Raw genomic sequence first — 21,296 nt, forward strand, 5'->3', positions numbered from 1 at the left:
TAGCACTGCACTATATTGAGAATGATTATTAATATCAGGAGGGATGAGATGAACAACACATCTGAAGTGTCCGGACTAATGCAAGTAACGAAGGAGCGCAAAGGTCTGCTGATTACAGCAAGTATCTTCTCGACCCTGTCGAGTCTGTTGCAGATTGTTCCTTTTGTCGGAGTGTATAAGATCGTCGAGGAACTGCTAACTCATGCGGGGCAACCCTCTGTCATGGACAAAGATCTGTTGATCTATTGGGGGATTGTTGCATTCGTAGCCCTGATTGCAGGGTTAATTGCGCTCTATATCGGGGGGATGTGCTCACACATTGCTGCGTTCAACATTTTGTACCAGCTCAGAGTGAGACTTGCGGAACATGTTGCCAAAGTACCCATGGGGTATCACACCCGGATGGCAACCGGTGAGCTGAAGAAGATCATCGAAGTCAGTGTGGAGAAAATTGAGAAGTTTATCGCTCATCAGTTGCCGGATCTGGTGAGTGCGATCGTCATTCCACTGATGCTCTTGGGATATCTGTTCTGGCTTGATTATCGCATGGCGCTGACGCTTTTGGTTCCGATTGGAATCGGGTTCTGGCTCCAAAGTCGTATCTTCCGCAGTGAACGCGGCCGTCAAGCTTATCGTGATTTTCAACTTGCCATCGAAGAGATGAATGCGACGGGTGTTGAATACGTGAGAGGTATGCCTGCGGTGAAAGTATTTGGCATTACAGCCGATTCGTTTCTGACGTTTAAACAGGCAGTCATGCGTTACCGGGATATTTCGTTGAGAATAACAGATTTATATAAAACATCTTACGGGCTGTTTTTTGTAATCATGATCTCGTTATTTACCTTCATCGTTCCGGTGGGTATTCTGCTGTCGAGTGGAAATGCGGAGAATCAGTCGTTTGCGATCACGTTCATTCTGTTTCTGATCATTACCCCGAGTCTATCTGCTCCGTTATTGAAATTAATGTATTTGGGTAGTGGGATGCGCGAGATTGTGGAAGGACAGAAACGGATTGAATCGGTGTTTGCCGAGCCGGTTGTACAAGAACCTGAGTTGCCTAAAGTTCCGGATACATATGAGGTTGCCTTTCGGCAGGTATCTTTTGCTTATGAACGTAAGGAGAGCGAAGCGTATAAACCCGTACTTGATCAGATTGATTTTGTAGCCAAAGCAGGCGAGATGACCGCACTTGTCGGACCTTCTGGCGGAGGGAAGTCAACCATTGCAAACTTATTGCTTCGCTTCTGGGATGTACAGGAAGGTGAGATCACGATTGGTGGGATTCCGATTCAGGAGATGGGAACGGAGAAACTGATGGATACCGTGTCCTTTGTATTTCAGGATGTACATCTGTTCTACGATACGATTGAAGAAAATATTCGGATGGGCAATACATCGGCTTCACTACAGGACGTTATAACTGCGGCGCGAACAGCCTGCTGTCATGAATTTATCGAGAAACTGGAGGCCGGATATGACACCAAAATCGGAGAAGGCGGCACGTACCTGTCCGGCGGTGAAGCGCAGCGAATTGCGATTGCACGGGCATTGCTCAAAAATGCCCCCATTCTGGTCCTGGATGAGGCGACGGCCTACGCGGATGCAGAGAATGAGCACAAGATCCAGCAAGGTCTGGCCCAATTGGTTCAAGGCAAAACGGTACTAATTATTGCTCATCGTCTAACAACGATTCGTGCAGCAGAGCAAATTCTCGTGATTCGAAAGGGAACGATTGCCGAGCGTGGGACACATGATCAACTACGTGCATTAGGCGGAGTATATGAGCACATGTGGCAGGCCCATATCAGTGCGGCTTCCTGGAAGCTTGGAGGTGCAGTACGATGAGGAATTATTTATACAATATATCTGGCGGTAACCCTCGTAGTCTGCTTCCTTCGGTAATTGCAGCGATTCTGGACGGGATTGCAAAGATCGTTCCTGCGGCGCTGCTTGTGGACATATTCAATACGATCTATAAATCTTTCGATGATCCGGACAAAGGACTGGATATCAACCGAATGTGGATTGTATGCTGCATCTTGTTTGTCTGGCTTCTGGTGGAGTATGCGGCTTACGCCTCACTTTATGACAAGACCTATCGGGCAGCATACAGCCTCGCGGCCTCAGGAAGGTTGAAGTTGGCGGAACATATTCGCCATCTGTCGCTAGGATTTTTCGGAAAACGTGATCCTGGAGATCTGACGAATCTGATCTTGAGTGATTATGGTCAGGTCGAGCACACGATCTCTCACAATCTGTCGCAGCTAATCAGCGCGATTGTGCTTCCTGTGCTTGCTTTTGTCGGACTTCTGTTGGTGGATTGGAGAATGGCCGTAGCTATGTTTATTGCGGTTCCCTTAGGTGTGGCTCTGTTATGGCTTACGGATTCCATTCAGGCACGACTGAGTGAGAACCATGTTCGAGCCAAAAACGAAGCCGCCAGCCGGCTGCAGGAATACCTGAGCGGTATTCGTGAGATTAAGGCCCACAATATGGGGGGCAAACGTTTTGAACGGCTGCGTCGTTCTTTTGACGAATTGAAATCAGCTTCCATTCGGTTGGAAGGTATCATGGGACCGATGATTATGGGCGCGATGTTGCTCGCACGATCAGGTATGACGTGGATGATTCTGGTGGGCAGTTATTTGCTTGCAGGCGGTGAGTTGTCGTTACCGGTATTTCTGTTATTTTTGCTGGTAGGTACGAAGATATTTGAACCTTTGACGGTTGTACTGATGAGTTATGGGGAGATGCGGTACTCCGCGTATAGTGCAAGACGCATTATGGATGTGCAGCAGGAGGCCCCGATGGCAGGAAAGGGAGATGTACAGCCTAATCAGGCGATTTCGTTCGACCAGGTGACCTTTGGATATGATGATCAGCAGCCGGTGTTGAAAGACTTGTCGTTTACGATTGAGCCGCATACGATTACTGCGCTGGTTGGACCATCCGGTAGTGGTAAGAGTACAGTCACACGTCTCATTGCGCGCTTCTGGGATGTACAGCAAGGAACTATTCGCATTGGTGGCAGCCCCGTTGATCAGATGGTCCCGGAGAAGCTGTTACAGGATATCTCTGTGGTCTTCCAGGACGTGTATCTGTTCCAGGATACGATCGGCAACAACATCCGTGTAGGAAAGAAAGACGCTACGCATTCCGAGATTGAAGAGGCAGCACGCAGAGCTTGTTGTCATGCGTTTATCTCCAGTCTGCCTCAAGGGTACGATACGCTCGTTGGCGAGGGTGGATCGACGTTATCTGGTGGGGAGAAACAGCGTATTTCCATTGCACGTGCCTTGTTGAAAAATGCATCGATCGTATTGCTTGACGAAGCCACCGCTTCACTTGATCCGGAGAACGAAGCGGCGGTGCAGCAAGCGATTAATGAGCTGGTCGCGGACAAGACGGTTATTTTGATTGCACACCGATTAAAAACCATTCAGAATGCCGATCAGATCCTTGTATTGGACCATGGTCAGCTCATAGAGCAAGGAACTCATGCGCATTTGTTAGATCACTCAGGCATCTACGCTCGGTTGTGGCAATTACAACAGGATGCGGAAGGCTGGCAGGTAAAAGTGAACGGATCATGAGTGTTCGATGAGATAATAAAGTAACTGAAGCAAATAAGCCTAATGTGGCTAATGAACTGACATAAAAGGAGAATGACAACGATGTTTAAACGAATTCCTGTATGGATTGCACTATATGCTGTATGCTCAACTTGGCGGCCTGTGGAACGACCCAGACCACCAGCGAAGTGGCCACCTCCTCAGAGGGAACAGCACAAGCGACGACCAAAGTGATTACCAACCCGAATGGAGAAGAGATTACGATTCCGTTGAGTCCAGAGCGCATTGTTGATCTGTCCGGCTCTACAGAAGAGCTGCTGATCATTGGGAAAACACCTGTGGCCACAATGAGCGCGGATTACGGTAATCCGGAGCAACTCACGCCAACGATTAAGGATCAGCTGAGTGCAGATACCGTTAATTTGGGCTGGTATGGTTCACCGTTCAGCATTGAAGCTATAGCGGGTGCCAATCCGGATCTAATCATCTTGGGAAAGGATTTTAACATGGATCAGTATGAAACTTTATCCAAAATTGCGCCTACGATTGCATTGCCATACTCATACTATGATTGGAGAGAACGCCTGACATACTTGGCAGACACGTTTGGAGAAGAAAACAAGAAAGATGAATATCTGACCAACTATGATGCGAAATCTGCAGAGTGGAAACAAAAGCTGGAGGCGGCTATAAACGGGGAATCATTTGCTGTAATTGAGACATATCCAAACAATCTGGTCATCTATTCCAATAAAGGTGCAGCCGAGATGTTATACGGTGAATGGGGTCTGAATCGCACAGAAGGTACCCCTGATCCAGAGGGTTGGGGCGGCAAACAGATCGCGCTGGAGGCTCTGGCTTCGGTCAATCCGGATCGTCTGTTGCTGATGGAGAATAGTGAGAACAAGATGGTTGATAGCAAGGTGTGGAATAACATGAACGCAGTGAAGAATGGCAAGATCTATAAAATCTCCAATGTAGATAACTACAATTATTCCTACACAGCGATGGGGAGAATGGAGCTTATGAACCGCTTGGGTACGATGATTCTGGAAGGACAGAAGTAGTCGTTGAGTTATAACAATTCACTATGGATTAACTTTAACATTCAACAGAACTAATGGCGGCCTATATGTAATTGTGTAATTTGTTCGAAATCATGTAACTTGAGCGGTTCTGGCTACGTTTAGACATTGGGGTGATCTGATGTTGGTGAACGCGGTTCAACGGTACATGGTATTAGGACTTATATTTATCGTGATAATTTTAACAGCATATCTCGTTCTTGAAAGGGTTGAAGGGTACCATATTACAACGACAGAGTATTACGGCTTACGCAATGCAGGGGGAGTAATATATATTCTTTCGCTCATCCTGGGATTCGGTCACTATATACTGGCTTTTTATGTTGTTATTCTTAGCCCGATCGCATGGCTGTTGCGGAAATATGTACGCTTTCCTATGGTGAGAACTTTCATCTATATGGTTGGGTTTGGGTGGGGCGGGCTGTGGGTTTTTGATCTCATGTACAATCCATATTTCGTGAATGGATACCATCTGAATCAAATGACATCGATATGGATCTTTGCCATCGCCGGTTTAGTCTATGCTAACGTGGAGAATAAGATTTGGCGAAGAGGGCAGATCCAGAACGAACAGAAGGCTACTTAACAAATGTTGAGTAGTTTTTTTGGTTTACATAATTATTATGGTGTTTTCATTGGATGCAAGTGAAATGAAATAGGAGTTTTATCGTAAAAAGGTAAAATTTTCTGTTATACTATTTGAGTTGTGTACATAAAGTTAGATATTTTAATGAAGGGAGTTCATGAAGTAAATTAGCCGTTTAGTTTAAAATTATAGTTTGGAGGAAAGCATTTTGTATAAAGCAGGTTTTTGGATTAGATTAGGAGCAGGTGTATTGGATAGTCTTATTATTTCAATTCCGTTAGTGATTATTGCAGGTGTGCTGACGGGTAACTTTGATGCGGATGAGCCGATTGCCAAACTACTTAGTGCGTTATACTCAATTTTATTACCAGTTTACTGGTATGGTCGAACCATAGGAAAACGTATATGTGGAATTCGAATCCGTAAATACGATACACACGAACCGCCAAAAATTGGTACGATGCTGATGCGAGTTGTTGTGGCTGGGGTTGTGTACGTATTAACTTTGGGTATCGGAGTTATTGTGAGTGCTTTTATGGTCGGTATGCGTGAGGATCGACGCGCAATTCATGACTTCGTAGCAGGAACAGAAGTAGTCTGGGATTAACTCGAAGATTATAAAGAATTGGCTGTACAGGGGTAAAAATCACTGTGCAGCTTTTTAATCATTAGTACTGTTTCACAAAACTCGTATTTTGTACATATGTATATCTAATCGGTAATTAGACTAGATCCCGCTATCTTCTGGCACCTGTGATCCGCCTGTTTAGCAACACCTGTCATGCTGGTTTTGTTTGGCACTATGCCTTTGTTGGCCCGAGCATTCCATATCTTTATTGAATCCTCCTGCTCCTGCATCTGCAGAATAATTTTCCCCTAATCTAATGATATGTCAATCATTTTGGCTGCACGTGCACGCCAGCATCCTCCTTCCAATAACCCAACACTCACATACAGGATGATGCCAGATTTCGGGAACGTTTCATAAGTTACTTCATCAATAAACTCAGTTGTTGCATTGTTATTGCTAGAATATCCAAACAGGTCTCACCGTAGCCCCCATGCGAGATTTTCTGGAAGATCTATTAGTTCTATAAAAGTATTAGATTAAATTCTGGATTATCAGAGTTCCTATGACCAAATGATCTAATGGAGAATATGTATATTCATTAATCGGGCTAAGTTCTTTGTTTAAAAATGAACTTGTATCGCAATATTGTACATGACACAACATTATAAACACTTCCACTGAACACTATCCATCTCAGCAAAAAGAATTGATCTCTAACTTCTTTTCTTCTCCAGGACAGTTGGGAACTTTATGTCAAATTCCAGCCTGGTAGGGAACTTTATGTCACTAAAAATTGACAAGAAGTTCCCTACTAAAAATTTAAAACCCCTTGTTTTATAAGGAGTTTCTTGGTTGGCGACTTTATGTCATTCTACATGAACCACTTTGAATGTCCCTCGTCATTGGCAATATTTACTCATTCGAGATTTAGACCATCCAAAAATTCCTGCACTAGCCGGAACCTGCCTACTATTCGTAGCGAACCCCCAATTAATGAAAGTCGAGAAACGGTACAAGCAAAAATACACCCCCTAGAATTTCATCGGCTAAACTCAGGGGTTTTTCCAATGTCTATTCTAGGGGGTGCACTTCATTTTCGAATGATGAAACTAAATTCTTCATCTTTTTCTTGCGACATTCTTGATCTCTAAAGCTGGCGTTTTTTTTGTTTAGCACGCTTCATGCATTCGTTGTAGTAGCTTCTCCCCTCCCATTTTATATGTAGCATCAATGTTTAATTGTCTATTCCATCAAATCTGTTACTGCACCTCTTGAAGCAGAGGAAACTAATTTAGCATATTTGGCAAGTACACCGGATTTCACTTTCAGTGGCGGTTGTACCCAAGCTTGCGCTCGAGCGGCCAACTCTTCTTCTGGCACTTCAACCTTAATTTCCTGAATGTCGCTATCGATGGTGATAATATCTCCATTTTGGAGCAAAGAGATCGGTCCACCTACTTGTGCCTCAGGGGATACATGGCCGACTACAAATCCATGCGAGCCACCCGAGAACCTACCATCTGTTATGAGAGCAACTTTCCCACCGAGACCTTTCCCTACAATGAGTGCTGTAACGGAAAGCATCTCAGGCATACCTGGTCCACCCTTCGGTCCACAATAGCGTATGACCAATACGTCCCCTTCTTGAATTTCATCATTCATGATCGCTTCTGTCGCTTCATCTTCGCTATCGTACACCTTTGTCGGTCCGGAAAACTGTTGTATCTTCATGCCTGACATTTTGGCAACAGCGCCTTCAGGAGCTAGGTTTCCTCGAAGCACAACCAGTGGTCCATTTGGTTTAAGCGGATTATTGAGTGGACGTATAATCTCTTGATCATTCTGTAGTGGAGCAGCTTCCGCTAAATTCTCCGCCAACGTTTTACCAGTTACGGTGAGGCAATCCCCATGAAGTAATCCCTCAGCGAGCAATAGCTTCATTACCCCGGAAACACCACCAATATCATTCAAATCCTGCATGACATACTGACCACTTGGCTTCAGATCTGCCAAATGAGGAACACGCAAGCGAATTCGTTCAAAATCATCCAAGGTTAAATCCACTTCTACGGAGTGCGCAATAGCTAGCAGATGGAGAAATGCGTTGGTTGATCCCCCTAGAGCCATAACAACGGTGATCGCATTCTCAAATGCTTTCTTCGTCATAATGTCTCTTGGGTAGATTTCCTGTTCAAGAAGTGAGATGACCTGCTTACCGGCTGCTTCGCATTCCAATGCTTTATCCGCTGAGATAGCTGATGTCGAAGAAGAACCAGGCAAACACATACCCATTGCTTCTGCAGCTGCGGCCATCGTATTAGCGGTATACATCCCCCCACAAGCCCCTGGACCTGGACAAACACTGCATTCGACCTTATGCAATTGTTCGTCTGTTATTTTTCCATCTTGATATTGCCCAACGGCTTCAAAAGCTGAAACGATATCCACTTTTTTACCGTCGAGATTACCAGGTTGAATGGTTCCTCCATATACATAAACAGAAGGAATATTCATCCGTCCAATAGCCATCAAACATGCAGGCGTATTCTTGTCACACCCACCGATTGCAACAACGCCGTCAAAACGCTCGGCTCCGGTCACAATTTCAATCGAATCAGCTATAGCTTCCCGACTTGGTAGCGAGAACAACATCCCGCCATGCCCCATCGAGATCCCATCAGAAACGGTAATCGTATTAAAAATTAGTGGGGCACCGCCGTTATTACGTGCGCCCCGCTTAGCTTGCACCGCTAAATCATTGATGTGCATATTACACGGTGTTACTTCACTCCACGTACTTGCTATTCCGATCATTGGCTTTTTAAAATCCTCATCTTGAAATCCAACTGCACGCAGCATCGCTCTGTTCGGTACCCGGTTAGCACCTTCACTGATTACCTTGCTTCGAATGCGAAGATCTTTTTTATTTTCCATGTTTCTTCCCTCATTTCAAAGTATTTCGTTCAGTTCCTGCATCGGTCGAATAAAATTTTGTTTCATTAAATTATGGGCATCGTTGCTATTTTTGCCTTCAAAAGCTTTAATAATCTGATCATGTTCTTCAACTGAAGCTAGTGTAGCCTTAATAGGTTGTTTTAAAAATACGTATTTAAATCGCCTAATGTGAATCTGAAGAGATGTATTAAATGTAGCTACATAAGGATTATCTGAGAGCTCCACAATATAATTATGAAATTGCTCATCCACCTCCATAGCCTGATAAACTTGGCCATTCTTAATGGAACTTGCAAATTCCAAATTTAGTAATCTTAGTTTCTCAATCTGTTCTGAAACAATAATTTTGGCGGTAATTTCAGCAGCCAAAGCCTGAAGAGCAGCCATGGTTGAATACATCTTAAAAATATCGTTTTTCTCAATATTCGTTACTTTTGTTTCTTTTCCTGGATGCATAGTCACGAGGCCTTGAACTTCGAGTAACTGAAATGCCTCCCGAATCGGTGTCCGGCTGACTCCAAGCGATTCAGCCATTTCCGCATCAATAAGCTTTTCACCTGGTTGCAGTGTTCCATCAATAATCCATCGTTGAATCTGAGAAAAGGCTCTTTCTTTTGCGGACATACGGACTGGTAAGGAAAAATCTTTAGGTATTGGCATTGTTTTCATCCTCATTACAATTATTCTTATATGCAATATATCGCATACACGATCGAGAAGCAATTATTATTTCATTTACTCGCTCAATTAATTTTATCCAGATAACTACCTGTTTTTATTGAGAGTCTGAGACAAAAAAGAGAACTATAATTTAAGAGTCTTTCTTTGAGAAATGTTACATAAGTAATATATTTTAATGTGAATGTTCTTATATAAAATTATTTGGTACTAATGAGGGCTTATGTACTTTTTATTTAAGTACACATCTAATCGGCAATCGGACGATGTTCTTGTCCATTACGGTAATCGGTACAAGTTCTTGTCCCTCGACATGAGTTTGTAGTTTTAACTCCCACCCCTCCGTCGTATAATCTATCTAAAACGCCGAACTCATATTCCGAGTTCGGCGTTTTTAAAATTCAATGGTCACAATTAATATGCCGGTTTGATCGACTCTCGCATCCTCCAGATTCATGAATTTATGCCCTTTGTCTAAATAATGGAAAATGAATGCCTCAAAGAAGAATGAACCGTCAAAGCCGGCTTTCCAAAGGCTGTTGCATATTTCTCAACAAGTTTTTCTATAGAACGTTGTGTTAAACGTCTATTTTTAAAATGCTGTTCTACGTCCGCAGGCTTTTGAATGCCTTCCAGCCCTTAGTTTCGGGCTAGATGTTTTTGTTTGTCAGTAAAAAGTGTTTTCGTATAACTTCCCCGTATGCGCATCAAGCACTTCGGGCGTCCGCTCGTGCTCGCTACCAATCATTCGATACACTAGTTCGTACGGTGCCTCTTCCGCCCTAGCATTGTGCATCCGTTCCCATTGCAGACGCAGCTTGGCCTGTGCCGTCCATCGGAGGATGGCTGTCTGGTAATCAAATGAGGGCACGGTCTCCAGCTTCTTTAACTGTTCTGGCCTTATGGAGGGGGACATCAAACTTTTGACCCTCCCATTAGAGCGGTCAACAGCTAGTTGATAGCATTCATCCCTGACAGATACGTCTTGAACATATACACCAAAGCGAATGATTTCCAAACGATCTTCGTCGTCGGTCTCTTCAGTTAGAAGCTTGAGATACGGCAACATTTCGGCTGCTAGTCCTCGGACATAGTCTATAGCTACTTCTATACATGCGTCTCGATCCCAGGTTAATGGAGCTAGTTGATCTGGCTTACCATGCGAAACAAAGTCAATCAGTTGTCCGGATTGGCTGTCTACTCGCGCCTTGACTGCTCCCTCCATCTGATCAGCCCAATAGGCCTTCCAAGACCGGTCATTCTTGGCTGGACGCTCTTCATTCTGTTGCTTCCACACCATCAACTTGGTGTTCGAGCCAATATTGTCGTCTTGTACTAACTGAAATTGGTCGTTGTCTACGCCAATCCACTCTTCTAGGCTTCGTGCGGGCGGGAACTCACCTGGCCACTCGTCCAGAGTTCTTGGGTCAGAGGGGACAGCTTCTGCCCTATAGGCTGTCGGAACTTCCTCCTGTGATGATGCAGTATAGATTAGCCCTCTACTTCGGGGGGCGTAAACAAGATGGACCTGATCGTCACCATCCGTGTACACGGCTTTGTCCAATACGCAATATTCCACATGTAGCAAAAAATTCGCCTTCATACACGCCATCTGTTCCTCTTCTGGTGTGATCATGGTTGGGAGTGCTGGCCCTGGAACGGTTCCATAGTACCTAAATCCGACCACGCGACCGCTGGGATGAACCATAATCAGGCAGCCCGTCTCAGGAAGCGGCAGCCCCATCGCCTTCTGCTGTCGTGTGTACACAAACATCCCTTCCATCCACTCCATCTCACAATACGGAAAATCACGCAGTGCGCCGGGATAATGATCTTCCAGGAATTGCTCTGCCTGCTGTTTGAGCTCCTCCTCAGATATCCGTGTCTCGTTGTCCAATGAGGCCCAGGAAATGGCATAGTCTAGCAAGTTGCCGTCCCTGGAGAGCGTGGCAGAAACGGCGTCATCACTCCCCGTTTTAACCCATAAGAATCCCGCTTCTCCCTTCCCTGTTCCCCTCCCGGTGTTCTCTTGATAGTCATTGACGATCAGATCATAATCCGGTGAAACGGCAAACTGGTGCTCTGCCTGTTGTCTTAACTGCAGGCGTAATGTATCCAGGTCTCGTTCGAGAAAATCTTGAGCCATTTCGTTGCGCAAATGTTCCAGCCCCTTCCGTAATTGTGTTTTTACAGTACCTAATGGCATATCCAGGAGATGGGCGATTTGCTGCTGGGTCAGGTCCTTCTTATATTTTAAGAACAGGAGCTGACGCAGCTTCGGATTCAGACTGGCCAATGCACGCTCCAGATCCAGGGTTTGATCGATATCATTAACGACCACTGGCTCTTGCGCCTGCGGGTCTTCGCTCAGGTGAACACGCTTGGATTTCTTCAAATGATTGAGCGCTCGGTTCACCACAATTCTGGTAAGCCAGCTCTCAAACGCTTCGGCTTGCTGCAGCGTTTGCAGTGACTCATAAGCCTTAACCAGGGCATCCTGAACGATATCCTCCGCATCTTTGGACTCCCGTACATAATGGCGAGCCACTCGGTGCAGCTTATCCGTTCGATCCTTTATAAGAGATACGAAGGCATCGTGATCTCCGTTTTGTGCGGCGTTGATTTGTTGCTGTGCATCGATCATTGTCGTTCACCTCCTGTTATATAGACAGCTAACTCGGGGGTTTGGATTTAATTAATGTAACATTATTCTTATAGTTGTTCCCAAATAAGTGCATATGCTGATTATTTAGATATACATCTAATTGGCAATCGGGACAAGAACTTGTACCGATAAAACAAAAAAGCCGCTAAAATAGCGACTTCAATGGGACCATGTTCTTGTCCCTCGACAATTATATGACACAAGAAAATATCAAAAAAACTAGAGTGATTGTGATTTTTGTAACTGTTTTATTATGGAAATATTTGTATTGTTATTATTGTAAAATCCAATTTATATCTAGGGGGTGAGGAAAACATCCATTAGCATCCTTTGTATTGTTCCTTGTTGTTTTACTTGTAAGAATCATGTCTAAAATGTAAAATCAAAAACTCTCAAGGAGATGTTGATCGTGAAAAAATATCAAAAAACAACGATTGCATTACTCTCAGCCCTCTCTATGATTGTCCCTTTTCAAGCTGCTTTTGCTGATCAAGCTTTGACTCCCACTACCCCTGTCTCACAAGATATTCTTATGCAGAGACAATTGAAAGATGGAATCAGTATATTTGCAAGCAATCCATACCCCGGTTATTTTGATAATGGAGTGTACACTCCTTATATTTATATGACGGGGACAATTACAATAACTTTTCAAGCTAATGTTCTAGGCACCTACTACTTCCAACTCAGAAATGAGAATGGAACATTATATCCTGTAAGATATGAAGCCACTCAATATGGAAGTCAAACAGTAACAATTCAAGGGGCCTATGGTTATCAACAAATATATGCGTCATCTCCGAATGGCCTCGGTGGTGGTTATTTCAATATTCATTATTAATCCTAACTAAATTATTTAGGATTCAGGAAGAAATGATTTCAGGCTGTCTCAGAGATAGTTTTACAGATACAATTCCGATAACCTACTAATCGGTCATGACTAAGCTCTCTCATGCTTTACTACCCTTATCTAAGACTCGAACAAAAGCAGCCGATCACGTTGATCAGCTGCTTTTTGGTGTTTTCATATGCTCAAGCTAGCGCAGGCTTCCCTGGAATTTTTTTCTCCTAGTCTCTCATAATAATCTTACTTCAATAGCGAGTACGATGCTCTACCAGAAGATACCACACATTATTCATTGCTCTTTAAAGTAATATCCAATATGTTTCGATACTCTATAAGCATTTGATTAAGTGCTTTCCCCGTATTCAGATGTTTTACTACTTGATTTTCGCTTAGAGAGCAAAGCTTATTTTTAAAGTCACTTTCATTCCGCTGCACATGAACAATAAACTGATCCCTTTCGTGCTCATTTTTAAATAAAAGTATGACTTAAAAAAAACTTTTAAGTGAAATCCCTTCTATATCGTGAGTCGTACTACCTTCAATGAAATATCCAAAGTCATAATCCTCTAAAAACTGAGCCCTACTCTGTTCAGGAATAATCGTTGGGGTGGTACCATGTTCTTAACCTTTCCAGCAAATACGAAGTTCTTGCGTTAGGTCCGAAAAACCTATTCTGGATACAGAAAAATCGTTATTCAAGCGGCGAAGTTATATATTTATGTGGCGTTTATCTCGCCATGAAAGTTCCATCATGATGCTATTTAGATATCTACCTAATCCGAAATGACACAATTTTCTTGTCCCTCGACAATAAAAAAAGTCGCTAAGCAGTTTGATTATAACCTGCCCTATCCTCGGTTTTATTGAGCTATCGTTTCCCGAATCTTTAGATTGCAACTTCTTCCATAACTCGCCTCAATTTCTTTAGACAATACATTTGTTTGTTCCCCTAGATATTTCAAGTCGTTAGTCAGAACTGTTGTATCGTCGCCTAACCGAGCCATAACTGATACACTTACAACATTTCGAACATCAACATCATTACTTAAAGCCATTTGTTCGATAAAACCCAAAATTATCACAAGTTTTTTTCCTCACTTTTGGTTAATTCATGGTTAATTTAAGTGTGAACAACATTTTTATAATTTAATGTTATCTCTTTCCTCTTTAAGCAAGGTTAGTCCCACTCAACTCTTCGACTTATTTGTTAAACTATCCTGCTCTTATGATACGGTTCGGCGTATTATCTGTAGAGCGAAATCGAAGGCACCCAGTAGGGTGCCTTCGATGTTCTTACTGTCTCTCTTTGGCAAGTTGGATAAACGAACTCAAATCCATCAACCAACCTTGTTGGGACACTCGTTCATTGTAAAGAACGTGCAAGTGCTGCAACAGAACCGCGGAAATCGGGTCTGCCGTCAGCCGTCCACAAAAGCGCTGTTAGAAATGTATGGCGATTCGGATCGTACAGCGGATCTCCTATAATGTTCTTGTACGTTCTTGCGTGAAACACAAATAGCGTCTCTTCGTCGTCCTCTGACACCGTGAAGGAATTATGACCGGGACCATACATTGAGATGCTCTCATCTGTCGAGAGAACCGGTGTTTGCGACTTGCGCCATGAGGTGGCATCGAGCAAATCAGCATCCGCATCGGCTTCAAGTAGGCCCATGCAATAATTGAAATCGGTGGCGCTAGCCGAGTAAGAGAGGAATACCCGATTACCCTTGCGAAGAAATGCCGCGCCTTCGTTCACTTTATAACCAATGATCTCCCAGTCATATTCCGGCATCGAAATCATCGTTTGCGACCCAGTCAGCGTCCACGGATTGCTCATTTTAGATATATACAGATTAGAGTTACCTCCGATGTTCGGATCCTTTTGTGCCCATACGTAATAACGGCTGCCATTATGCTCAAAGGTAGTGGCATCGAGGGCGAAGCTTTCCCATTCGGTACGAACCTGCCCTCTTTCCATCCAACTGCCTTCGAGCGGATTGTCATTTTCATTCTCTAGCACGTACATCCGATGGTCGAACAAGCCTTCATTCGTTTCCGTCGTGTATGCGGCAGCGAAATACACGTACCATTTGTCATCAATAAAATGCAGTTCGGGTGCCCAAATATTGGCACTAAGGATACCATTCTCGCGCTTTCTCCAGATCACTACAGGAGTTGATGTAACAAGCTTCTCAAGGTTCTGGGCTCTACGGATTTCAATCCAATCATACTCCGGAACGGATGCTACGAAGTAATAATAACCATCCGAATGTCTGTAAATAAAAGGATCAGCTCTCTGTTCAATTAATGGTTGAATGTCGTGTGACGCTCGTTGTTGGATTTCCATCTTATCACCTGTTTCATCATAATATAGATTACCCTTTAACAGCGCCTGCAGTCATACCGTCTATGAAATATTTCTGAAAAGCAATGAATAGTATGAAAATTGGAATGATGGAGAAGAAGGAGCCCACGATTAATAAGTCATAGTTATTGCCATAAGGAGTTAACAACGTTTTCAAACCGATTGGAAGTGTATATTTACTCTGATCTCCCAACACCATGAATGGCCACAATAGATTATTCCAGCTATTCATACCATTCAATATGGCCATTGCTGCAAACGATGGCTTCATAATCGGCATAATTAGTCTGAAATAAATCGCATACTCGTTTGCGCCATCAACCCGCCCAGATTGAATAATCTCTTTGGGTATGCTTCGTAGATATTGCCTGAAGAAAAATATTGTCGCGGCATTGGCTATACCGGGCAGAATGATTGCCGAATAGCTATTCACCATTCCCAAATCATTAATTAGGCTGTACAAAGGAACCAGCAGTATTTCGAAAGGCACCATCATAATGAGTAAAACACATATAAAGAGGAAGTTCTTACCTTTAAAATGATATGCTGCAAAACCATATGCAACAAATGCGCTTACAAAAAGTGTTAAAACCACTTGAACGATTGTTAAAATCATACTGTTCCAAAACCACACAAAATAATCATGTTCTCCAGTAAACAGAAAGATGAAATTATCAAAACTCATGATTTCAAAATCCAAACTTAGGTTAAGACCATATCTAACTAATGATTCACCTGGTTTAAAGGAAGATAGGGCCACTGCGTAGAATGGGATCATAATTATAACGAATAGTATAATGAATAAACAAATAATTACTATTCTAGAGATGAAATCACTCCTCGTCTGACTTCTGCCCACTTTAATCCTCCTCCTTTTTGAACATTCCACTAAATTTCAACTGCGTTAAATTGATAACCATAGCAATGACTAACAGAACGATACCAACTGCAGCTGCGTAACCCAGCTTATTCTGCTCAATCCCTTGTCTATACAGATATCCAACAATGGTTAAGCCAATATTTTGGGGTGATTTGTTACCGTTGAACATCATCAGGCTCTCGGTAAACATTGCTAAACCTGCATAAACACTAATTGTGGTAACATATACCGTGGTCGGCTTCAATAATGGCATTGTGATCGTTCTAAACTTCTGCCAAGCAGATGCACCGTCAATTGAAGCAGCCTCATAATATTCATTGTCAATGCTTTTCAAACCCGATAGATAGTAAAGCATATTAACGCCTGTCCATCTCCAACATGCGAGGATTAACAGTGCTGCCATACTCCAATTTCCGTCTTTCAAAAATTTGATAGGCTCTACACCAAATAGACCTAGGAAACTGTTCATTAATGAACCTTCCATCTCACCGAATGTAAGGCGGAAAATGGTACCCGCAACTGCGACAGATGTCAATGCAGGGAGAAAGAAAGAAGATTTAAAAAACTCTCTTCCCTTCATTAACTTACTGTTGATCATAACGGCGAATAACATGGGAAAAGGAATCAACAGCACTAAGGTTCCTAACATGTACACAACGCTATTTTTAATAGATGTCAAAAACACTTTATCAGTAAGTAATTTCGAATAATTTGCTTCACCAATCCATTTAGGATCCTGTCCCAGCATCCTATCTTGAAAGCTCATTACGAATGAATTTACAAGCGGAAAAAACCAGAATATCAAAAATATGAGTATAAATGGCAATACAAAAACATAAGGTGCAACTTTTTGAGAGTATACAAATTTCTTTATCATATTCTCAATCTCCCTTGACTATGGTTAAACCTGCCGACCACTGTACCTGCCGACAGGTTTAATCAAATCATTTACTTATTATATTTATTTCAATTCTTGTTCAATTGCTGCTTGTGCTTCATCCAACGCTTCCTTCACGTCTTGGCCATCTTCAAAGATAGCATTCAAAGTAACCGTATTGAATATATTGCCGATGGTTGGTGAAGCTTTAACGGACTTAATCGCTCTAATTTCGTCTTTGATTTCATTCAAAGTATCAAATGCATTTGTTTTAAAGTATTGGACATATTCATTTTCAGGGTTTTTCGTAACTGCATCATCTTTCCATACTTCCATGTTGATTGGGTCAAATCCAAGTGTATTCCAGATTTCTGTTGTAGCTTCTTTCGAAAGCTTAGCAAAGGCTACAAATTCTTTTGCCAACTGAACGTCTTTACCATTCTTAGTAACAACTGTGCCAGTACCGCCTAAGCCAACGGAACGAGGATTACCTTCTTCGAATACAGGCAATGGAGCTATTGCATACTTACCTTTAAGGTCTTTCATTTCGTTTACAAAGCGGGACATGTACCACTCAGGCATCAATGCACTTGCGTAGTTGCCTTTGTTATATTCACCTTTTGCTTCTTCTGTGTCGGGTTGTCCGCCAGGGATCGTATGAATAACATTGTTCTTCTGCAGATCGACTAACATTTCATACGCTTTAATCATTTCAGGCGAGTTCACTTTTGGATTACCATTTTCATCTGTAAAATCGGCATTTTGCTGAGCTAGTAGCAGCGATGCTTGCCACGAAGCTGATGTATCAGCAGTACCTAAGTACTTGCCAGTCTTTTCGTAAACCTTGATACCTGCTTGTTTGTAATCTTCCCACGTTTTGATTGTCTTGTAATCAACACCTGCTTGTTCGAGAATTTCAGTGTTGTAGAAAGCAAGCGTAGCACCTACATGATAATCAAAGCCATAAACCTGATCAGCTTTGGAGTAAATCTCGACACGTGAAGGAACAACAACGTCTTTGTATGGTGCAAATACATCATTCAAAGATTCCAGGGGAACGTTGTCACCTTCCAAGAATTTAGGGAATTGACCAAGCTCAATATCCGCGATATCAGGAGCACCTTTTCCGCTTGTAACTGCCAATAAGAGCTTGTTGTGCATATCATCGTAAGGCATAACCGTTACATTCAACTTAATCTGTTTGTCTGGGTTCTGTTGGTTCCATAACCCCAGCATTTTATCCAAATGCTTGCCGTGCAAATCTGCGAATGTCCAAAATGATAATTCTGTTGCATTCTCACCGGCATTAGCGCCTAATTGCTGTGTTTCCGTTTTTGAACCAGAAGGATTACCACATGCAGTAAAAACAAGTGACATAATAAGGAGTGTAACGATGGAGATTAAAGCACTGCGTTTTTTCATTTGTTCGTCATCCTCTCTTTTTTGTTATGCATTTGAAAAGTCGGCTGACTGGTTAGTTCTGTTAATTTAAGCGGTTACAATCCATCTTGGCACCACCATCCTTAACATAATTCTAACCTTTCAAAGAAAAGACCCCTTCGCAACAATTTCTCAGATTCCATATTGTAAGCGCTTTACAAGCCGTATTATAATATATATGAAATAAGCTTTATATAACCAATTGATTATAAAATCATAAAGTTTATGGGGAGATGCTACTCTTTGAAAAAGCTGGCGCTCTACAAACAAATTCGAGAAAATATTATACAGAAAATTAAATCAGGGCAGCTTCGGCCAACGGACCGCATTCCTTCTGAACAAGAACTAATGGACGAATTCAGAGTAAGTAAAATAACCGTCAGGAACGCCCTAACCCTACTAGCTGACGAAGGATTAATTATACGCGTACAAGGCAAAGGCTCATTCGTCTCTTCTAGTCTTGTTGTTTCTAGCATCAATTTCTCGCCATCCCCAAGCAGCGCGTGCTCCATGCCGCTCATCGGCTTCATCATTCCGACGATGAGAACCCGTGTCATTCAGAAGCTCGTTGACTACACGGAACACTTCCTACAAGAAGCCTGCCTCAGCATGGTACTAAGCATCACGCGCGAGTCCTCCTCTATCGAATCAAACGTCATTCGTACACTAACGGAGCTCGGTGTGAAGGGGTTGATCGTTTTTCCAACAGAAGATGAGAAGTATAACGAATCATTACTGCGTCTGTCGCTCGATAAATTCCCGTGTGTGTTCATCGACCGCTATCTGCGCAACATTGAGACGTACACCATTACATCCGACAATTACGGCGGTGCGTATAAAGCTGTATCCCATTTGTTATCCAAGAGTCATCAGCAGATTGCGCTCATCTCACCTGAAAATGCCAATACAGCCGTCGAGGATCGCACGCTCGGCTTTGAGCAGGCGTACACAGATCAAGGCATCTCGATTGACAAGAGCTTGTGGTGTCACATCCCTCTCGACATTCTACGCAGCGAGCAAGCATTGGACTATGTAAGCAACTTCTTGCAGAACCACAGTGGAATTTCGGCAGCCTTTTCCTTGACCGAAGAAACAGCACGCCTTACATCCGCCGCTATCAGTCTTCTGAACGTTCACTCAAATATCGACTTGCTATCTTTTGATAATCCACATCTTTCAGGCGTAGCTTATGTGCAGCAGGATGAACAGGAAATGGCACGAACAGCCGTAAAGCTGTTACGTGAACAAATGGATGATATCTATTCTCCTAAGAACGCCGTTATTCCCGTGCAACTCATCTTCCCTTGACACGACAAACGTTGCAGCCTACACAATGATCTTGTCTTCAGCTTGGGACAAGACTGGTTCCTAAAAACAAAAAAAGGCACCTCTGTGGAGAGATACCTTTAGCTATATTATCCGCAAGACATGTTTCTGGCTGAGCAACGGATAAACATTGAATAATGCTGCAGATTTCAAACACCATAAATAAATTTAGTTGTCATTGTATACAGCCTCCCTTTTTCGCAGTACCACTACGATATCTGTCTGAGGTACAAATAAATTATAATTCGTTACATGCACTTGTCTCGTTTCGGTTACTGATTCTATCTTTAATTCAGGAGGAAGACAGCGCTCTATGTGAGTAATTAATGTATCTTTGGTAAATCTCCAAATTACACCATCAATTGAAGAGTTCGCCATATAACCACCGTCCGTTACAGAACCTGAAAGAGACTTGAGAACAACCGGGTCCGCAATAATGATAGATCCACCGTCACGTAACAGTCTGCAGCTCTCTATGAAGGCTTTTTTGTGATAGCGAATGTGATGAAAGCTTCTTGCAAACAAAATCATATCGCAACTATGATCAGGTAAAGAAGTTGGTTTATCAATGAAAGCATGGATATAAGAATTAAACCTTCCCCACTTCTTTCCAAGTTTTAGAGCATTTATATTCGGATCCATGTTGAGAAAACGAACATCCTTCTGCTTGCGAAGATACTTGTTCAATAAACCTGTACCACAGCCCACCTGAAGAACATCGCCTTTTAAAGGGGGTAAAACTTTGTAAACATTACGAGGAATAGGAAAATTTTGAACGTACATGGCCAATTCGTAGAAAATCGGATAACGCTCTTGCAATCGAACCAATTTACTGGTGTAGAAAGGATTCCGCTTTTTGTGACGTTTAAAGTCCCATTTGTTCAAATAGTAGACAGGGGTTAACAGCAAGAACAGAATAATAAAGACACTTTGGACGCTATAAATTCCAAGTTTACTAAAACGATCATTGGAATTATGAGACATCATTTGTTTAGAAGTATTCAAAATGATCACTCCCCTCTCACAACGCTATAAATGGTGTAGAACCTCTTTAACATAATAAACGAATCCAATATATGGTTGAATGCGCCGAAAAATACAGACATACTATCCGTAAGCAATGCTTCCTTCCAAATGACTTAAGAAGCGAAGGGAATCTGATCATGCACAATTCAATCGTATTTAGAGAAGAGTATTTTTTGACTCCTTCACCCCCGTCCATTTGAAGCTGACAAAAGAAGAGCCGTTCACGATGATGCATCACCATGAGTTTGTTGAAATAAGAAACTTTCAACGAATGTTTAAAAAAGAAACGGGTATCTTTATTTCATAAGAAAACATCTTCGTTGGACTCACTTCTACACTTAGATATTTATCTAATTGGAAATTGGAAAATGTTCTTATCCCCTCATCTGAGCATCGAAAAAGCCGCCCACAGGCGACCTT

The 21,296-nt window shown here is 42.6% G+C and carries 15 protein-coding genes and 1 pseudogene; 7 read left to right on the plus strand and 9 right to left on the minus strand.

All coding sequences use genetic code 11. The features are described from left to right. Positions 1-48 precede the first annotated feature (48 nt). The 5 genes from D829_RS0107425 (at position 49) to D829_RS0107445 (ending at position 5,853) form a co-directional block, all read left to right on the plus strand. Positions 49-1,848, plus strand: coding sequence for an ABC transporter ATP-binding protein (locus D829_RS0107425; protein ID WP_017688234.1), 1,800 nt, complete (start codon positions 49-51; stop codon positions 1,846-1,848). Continuing rightward, a complete protein-coding gene (locus D829_RS0107430; RefSeq protein ID WP_017688235.1) occupies positions 1,845-3,596 on the plus strand; it encodes an ABC transporter ATP-binding protein in 1,752 nt (583 codons plus the stop codon). Before D829_RS0107425 ends, D829_RS0107430 begins: the two co-directional genes overlap by 4 nt. A gap of 122 nt (positions 3,597-3,718) precedes the next feature. After that, on the plus strand, positions 3,719-4,642 hold the full coding sequence (locus D829_RS0107435; protein WP_017688236.1) for an ABC transporter substrate-binding protein: 924 nt from the start codon (positions 3,719-3,721) through the stop codon (positions 4,640-4,642). A 190-nt stretch (positions 4,643-4,832) separates the two neighbouring features. Next, positions 4,833-5,246: a hypothetical protein gene (locus D829_RS0107440; RefSeq protein ID WP_193748453.1), complete on the plus strand. Its 414-nt coding sequence runs from the start codon at positions 4,833-4,835 to the stop codon at positions 5,244-5,246. A 205-nt stretch (positions 5,247-5,451) separates the two neighbouring features. After that, the gene (locus D829_RS0107445) at positions 5,452-5,853 is read left to right on the plus strand and encodes an RDD family protein (protein WP_152416975.1); all 402 of its coding nucleotides are present in this window, start codon (positions 5,452-5,454) and stop codon (positions 5,851-5,853) included. Positions 5,854-7,059: 1,206 nt separating this feature from the next. Here D829_RS0107445 and ilvD read toward each other — a convergent pair. The 4 genes and pseudogenes from ilvD to D829_RS0107465 form a co-directional block, all read right to left on the minus strand. After that, on the minus strand, positions 7,060-8,751 hold the full coding sequence (gene ilvD, locus D829_RS0107455) for a dihydroxy-acid dehydratase (protein WP_017688240.1): 1,692 nt from the start codon (positions 8,749-8,751) through the stop codon (positions 7,060-7,062). Between the two features lie 15 nt (positions 8,752-8,766). Next, positions 8,767-9,432, minus strand: coding sequence for a GntR family transcriptional regulator (locus D829_RS0107460; protein ID WP_017688241.1), 666 nt, complete (start codon positions 9,430-9,432; stop codon positions 8,767-8,769). Positions 9,433-9,933: 501 nt separating this feature from the next. Continuing rightward, positions 9,934-10,044: pseudogene (locus D829_RS33990) on the minus strand (tyrosine recombinase XerS); the annotation flags it as partial. A 73-nt stretch (positions 10,045-10,117) separates the two neighbouring features. After that, positions 10,118-12,094, minus strand: a complete 1,977-nt coding sequence (locus tag D829_RS0107465; protein ID WP_017688242.1) for a sigma-70 family RNA polymerase sigma factor — start codon at positions 12,092-12,094, stop codon at positions 10,118-10,120. 430 nt (positions 12,095-12,524) lie between these two features. Between D829_RS0107465 and D829_RS0107470 the strand changes: the two genes are divergently transcribed. Then, positions 12,525-12,956 carry a hypothetical protein gene (locus D829_RS0107470; protein ID WP_017688243.1) on the plus strand — a complete coding sequence of 144 codons (432 nt, stop codon included), beginning with the start codon at positions 12,525-12,527 and terminating at the stop codon, positions 12,954-12,956. Between the two features lie 1,369 nt (positions 12,957-14,325). Here D829_RS0107470 and D829_RS0107480 read toward each other — a convergent pair. From D829_RS0107480 to D829_RS0107495, 4 genes are all read right to left on the minus strand, one after another. Then, on the minus strand, positions 14,326-15,309 hold the full coding sequence (locus D829_RS0107480; RefSeq protein WP_017688245.1) for a family 43 glycosylhydrolase: 984 nt from the start codon (positions 15,307-15,309) through the stop codon (positions 14,326-14,328). A 28-nt stretch (positions 15,310-15,337) separates the two neighbouring features. Further along, on the minus strand, positions 15,338-16,186 hold the full coding sequence (locus D829_RS0107485) for a carbohydrate ABC transporter permease (protein ID WP_017688246.1): 849 nt from the start codon (positions 16,184-16,186) through the stop codon (positions 15,338-15,340). 1 nt (position 16,187) lies between these two features. Then, the gene (locus tag D829_RS0107490) at positions 16,188-17,084 is read right to left on the minus strand and encodes a sugar ABC transporter permease (protein WP_017688247.1); all 897 of its coding nucleotides are present in this window, start codon (positions 17,082-17,084) and stop codon (positions 16,188-16,190) included. 84 nt (positions 17,085-17,168) lie between these two features. After that, positions 17,169-18,506, minus strand: coding sequence for an extracellular solute-binding protein (locus D829_RS0107495; RefSeq protein ID WP_017688248.1), 1,338 nt, complete (start codon positions 18,504-18,506; stop codon positions 17,169-17,171). 261 nt (positions 18,507-18,767) lie between these two features. Between D829_RS0107495 and D829_RS0107500 the strand changes: the two genes are divergently transcribed. Beyond that, positions 18,768-19,832 carry a GntR family transcriptional regulator gene (locus tag D829_RS0107500; RefSeq protein ID WP_017688249.1) on the plus strand — a complete coding sequence of 355 codons (1,065 nt, stop codon included), beginning with the start codon at positions 18,768-18,770 and terminating at the stop codon, positions 19,830-19,832. A 186-nt stretch (positions 19,833-20,018) separates the two neighbouring features. Here D829_RS0107500 and D829_RS0107505 read toward each other — a convergent pair whose 3' ends face one another. After that, entirely contained in the window at positions 20,019-20,855 is an 837-nt protein-coding gene (locus D829_RS0107505; RefSeq protein ID WP_017688250.1) for a class I SAM-dependent methyltransferase, read from the minus strand. Positions 20,856-21,296 lie beyond the last annotated feature (441 nt).

It is taken from the genome of Paenibacillus sp. PAMC 26794 (genome assembly GCF_000316035.1).
GTDB lineage: Bacteria > Bacillota > Bacilli > Paenibacillales > Paenibacillaceae > Paenibacillus.

Excerpts from the sequence above, each read along its gene's own strand:
- D829_RS0107425 (WP_017688234.1), top strand. The coding sequence starts at position 49 with ATGAACAACACATCTGAAGTGTCCGGACTAATGCAAGTAACGAAGGAG.
- D829_RS0107430 (WP_017688235.1), top strand. The coding sequence starts at position 1,845 with ATGAGGAATTATTTATACAATATATCTGGCGGTAACCCTCGTAGTCTG.
- D829_RS0107435 (WP_017688236.1), top strand. The coding sequence starts at position 3,719 with ATGCTCAACTTGGCGGCCTGTGGAACGACCCAGACCACCAGCGAAGTG.
- ilvD (WP_017688240.1), bottom strand. The coding sequence starts at position 8,751 with ATGGAAAATAAAAAAGATCTTCGCATTCGAAGCAAGGTAATCAGTGAA.
- D829_RS0107460 (WP_017688241.1), bottom strand. The coding sequence starts at position 9,432 with ATGCCAATACCTAAAGATTTTTCCTTACCAGTCCGTATGTCCGCAAAA.
- D829_RS0107465 (WP_017688242.1), bottom strand. The coding sequence starts at position 12,094 with ATGATCGATGCACAGCAACAAATCAACGCCGCACAAAACGGAGATCAC.
- D829_RS0107480 (WP_017688245.1), bottom strand. The coding sequence starts at position 15,309 with ATGGAAATCCAACAACGAGCGTCACACGACATTCAACCATTAATTGAA.
- D829_RS0107490 (WP_017688247.1), bottom strand. The coding sequence starts at position 17,084 with ATGATAAAGAAATTTGTATACTCTCAAAAAGTTGCACCTTATGTTTTT.
- D829_RS0107495 (WP_017688248.1), bottom strand. The coding sequence starts at position 18,506 with ATGAAAAAACGCAGTGCTTTAATCTCCATCGTTACACTCCTTATTATG.